The 3,846-nt window shown below is 58.0% G+C and carries 3 protein-coding genes; all 3 read right to left on the bottom strand.

What is annotated here, in order from left to right:
* Nucleotides 1-2,690, bottom strand: a 2,690-nt coding sequence (dnaE, locus tag RTK32_RS19905; RefSeq protein WP_312046985.1) for a DNA polymerase III subunit alpha, incomplete at its 3' end; no start/stop codon positions are given.
* A gap of 22 nt (nucleotides 2,691-2,712) precedes the next feature.
* Nucleotides 2,713-3,324, bottom strand: coding sequence for a ribonuclease HII (gene rnhB, locus RTK32_RS19900; RefSeq protein ID WP_312046983.1), 612 nt, complete (start codon nucleotides 3,322-3,324; stop codon nucleotides 2,713-2,715).
* On the bottom strand, nucleotides 3,324-3,846 hold a 523-nt coding region (lpxB, locus tag RTK32_RS19895), incomplete at its 5' end, for a lipid-A-disaccharide synthase (RefSeq protein ID WP_312046982.1). The genes lpxB and rnhB, both read right to left, overlap by 1 nt.

Genomic DNA, 3,846 nt, shown 5'->3' with positions numbered 1-3,846 from the left:
GTCTTTGTTACGCGCTTCCCGATCGAGGCGATTCTGGAAGCGCGTAACAAAGACGGGTACTTCCGGTTAAGCTTTTTGGTATCGGTGCGGGCGCAAAGATCGAACAGTTCCCGGAAGTACCCGTCTTTGTTACGCGCTTCCAGAATCGCCTCGATCGGGCCTTCGCCCACGCCTTTGATCGCGCCGATGCCATAAACGATTTCGCCGTCGTCATTCACATGGAACGGATACAGGCCGGCGTTAATATCCGGCGGCAGGACTTTCAGCCCCATCCGCCAACATTCGTCTACCAGGCCAACCACCTTTTCGGTGTTATCCATATCGGCCGTCATCACCGCCGCCATAAACTCGGCGGGATAGTGCGCTTTCAGCCACAACGTCTGATAGGAAACCAGCGCGTAAGCGGCGGAGTGTGACTTGTTAAAGCCGTACCCGGCAAATTTCTCTACCAGGTCGAAGATTTTTATCGCCAGCTCACCGTCGATGCCGCGTGACTTCGCGCCGTCTTCAAAGCCGCCGCGCTGCTTGGCCATTTCGACCGGGTTCTTCTTACCCATTGCACGGCGCAGCATATCCGCGCCACCAAGGCTGTACCCCGCCAGCACCTGGGCAATCTGCATCACCTGTTCCTGATAAAGGATAATGCCATAGGTGGGTTCCAGCACCGGCTTCAGCGACTCATGCTGCCACTGAATATCGGGGTAGGAAATGGCCTCGCGCCCGTGCTTACGGTCGATAAAGTTATCGACCATGCCCGACTGCAGCGGACCAGGACGGAACAGCGCTACCAGGGCGATCATATCTTCAAAACAGTCCGGCTTCAGACGTTTAATCAGATCCTTCATGCCGCGCGATTCAAGCTGGAACACCGCCGTGGTTTCCGAGCGCTGTAGCATATCGAAACTTTTTTTGTCATCAAGCGGAATCGCCGCAATATCGATTGGCGGTTCGCCCTGCTTCTTGCGGCGCGCGTTAATCATCGCCAGCGCCCAATCGATAATGGTCAGGGTACGCAGGCCCAGGAAGTCAAACTTCACCAGACCGGCGTATTCCACATCGTTCTTGTCGAACTGGGTAACAGGATGGTTGCCGTTTTCATCGCAGTAGAGCGGCGCAAAGTCGGTAATCTGCGTGGGCGCAATTACCACGCCGCCCGCATGCTTACCGGCGTTACGCGTGACGCCTTCCAGCTTGCGCGCCATGTCGATCAGCGCTTTAACTTCCTCATCCGCCTCGTAAATTTCCGGCAGCTGCGGCTCGGCCGCAAAGGCTTTTTCCAGCGTCATGCCCGGATCGGGCGGCACCAGTTTAGAAATGCGATCGACAAAGCCATAGGGGTGGCCCAGCACGCGTCCCACGTCGCGGATGACCGCTTTCGCCGCCATCGTACCGAAGGTAATAATCTGCGAAACCGCCTTGCGGCCGTACATTTCGGCCACGTGCTCAATCACCAGGTCGCGTTTTTCCATGCAGAAGTCGACGTCGAAGTCGGGCATGGAAACACGTTCCGGGTTAAGGAAGCGTTCGAACAGCAGGTCGAACTCCAGCGGATCGAGGTCGGTGATTTTCAGCGCATAGGCCACCAGCGAACCCGCACCGGAGCCACGGCCCGGCCCGACCGGCACGTTGTTATCCTTCGACCACTGGATAAACTCCATCACGATCAGGAAGTAGCCGGGGAAGCCCATCTGGTTGATGACGTTCAGCTCGATGTCGAGGCGCTCGTCATATTGCGGCCTTTTTTGCACGCGCACTTCCGGATCCGGGAACAGGAATTCCAGTCGTTCTTCCAGACCCTCTTTCGATTTCATCACCAAAAAGTCTTCGGTGGTCATATCGCCGGTCGGGAACTGTGGCAGGAAGTATTCGCCCAGGCGAATAGTGACGTTACAACGCTTAGCAATTTCCACGCTGTTAGCCAGCGCTTCCGGAATGTCCGAGAACAGCTCGCACATCTCATCGATGCTGCGCAGATATTGCTGAGGACTGTAGAGGCGTGGCCGTTTAGGATCGTCCAGCGTGAAACCATCGTGGATGGCTACGCGGATTTCGTGCGCGTCGAAGTCATCCTCTTCCAGGAAGCAGACTTCATTGGTCGCAACAACCGGGATACCTTCGGCCGTAGCCAGCTCGACGGCGGCGTGCAGCCAGGATTCTTCATCAGGGCGGCCGGTACGGATCAATTCCAGATAGTAGCGATCCGGGAAATACTGCTTATAAAACGCCAGGCACTCGGCTACCTGAGTTTGGTTACCGCGCAGCTGCATTTTGCCGACGTCGCCACGGCGGCCGCCGGAAAGCAGGATCAAACCTTCATTCAGCTCAATAAGCCAGTCGCGATCGATAGTGGGGCCGGCTGCGCCATAGCCGCGCTGATAGGCACGTGAAATCAGCAGGGTAAGATTCTGGTAGCCGGTATTGGTCGCGGCCAGCACGGTCAGCTGCGTCAGCTCTTCGCCCATCGCCTCGCTGGCGACGTTAAAGTCCGCACCGATGATCGGCTTCATGCCCTGACCGTGAGCGGTGCCGTAAAACTTCACCAGCCCGCACAGGTTGGTGAAATCTGTTATGGCAATCGCGGGCATGCCCATCGCCGCCGCTTTTTTCACCAGCGGGGCAGTCTTGGCTAATCCATCCACCATGGAGTAGTCACTGTGTACGCGTAAATGAACAAAACGAGGTTCGGCCATGTTTAATCCTGCTGAAAACGTGTTATCGCACCGCGGCGAGTACTTCAGCATCCAGTAGCGCATTGCGTACCGGCGCGAAGCTGCGGCGATGATGTGGCGTAGCGCCGTGTAGCGCCAGTTTTTCTCTGTGCAGGGCCGTTGGATAACCCTTGTGCTGGGCAAAGCCATACTGCGGGAACAGGCGATCCAGCTCTGCCATTTCTCTGTCGCGGGTAACTTTCGCGATAATCGAGGCGGCGCTGATTTCTGCTACCAGACTATCGCCTTTAACTACCGCCTGCGCGGGCACAGACAGCGCTGGACAGCGGTTGCCGTCAATCAGCACGAAATCCGGAACGACCGCCAGTCCCGCTACGGCGCGCTGCATCGCCAGCATAGTAGCGTGCAAAATATTCAGTTGGTCAATTTCTTCCGGCTCCGCGCGGCCCAGACTCCAGCTCAACGCCTTTTCCCGGATTTCGTCGAACAGCGCCAGACGGCGTTTTTCCGACAGCTTCTTTGAATCGGCCAGGCCCGCGATCGGTTTTGCCGGGTCAAGGATAACCGCAGCAGTCACCACCGCGCCGACCAGCGGGCCACGGCCCACTTCGTCTACGCCAGCAATCAGGCTGGCCTGGGGATAAATAAAAGGCATTAACACAGCTCCAGGACGGCGGCAGCAGCCTGCTCGTCGGCATTCCAGCGGATTTGATGATGCAGCTCGGTGAAAGTCGCCAGCAGCCGATCGCGGGTCTCGCCCTGCGCCAGCAGCGGTTCCAGCGCGGCCGCCAGCTGCGCCGGCTGGCACTCATCCTGCAGCAGCTCTTTTACCAGCTCGCGGCCAGCCAGCAAATTGGGCAGCGAGACGTAATCGGTTTTCACCAGGCGCTTCGCCAGCCAGAAGGTAAAGGGCTTCATGCGATAACCCACTACCATTGGACATTTCGCCAGCATACACTCCAGCGCCGCCGTGCCGGAAGCAAGCAGCGCTGCATCACTGGCTATCATGGCGGCACGCGCCCCGCCATCCAGCAGGTGCACGGGCAGATCGGGCGCCACGTCGGCTTTGATTTTCTCAAACTGCTCGCGGCGCCGCGGATTGACCATCGGCACCACGATTTCAAGTTTGGGCCACTTAGCGCGCAACAGCATTGCCGTACGCAGGAAATCGGCGCTG

This window comes from Erwinia sp. (genome assembly GCF_031978025.1).
GTDB lineage: Bacteria > Pseudomonadota > Gammaproteobacteria > Enterobacterales > Enterobacteriaceae > Erwinia.
This window is presented reverse-complemented; position numbering and strand designations above follow the sequence as displayed.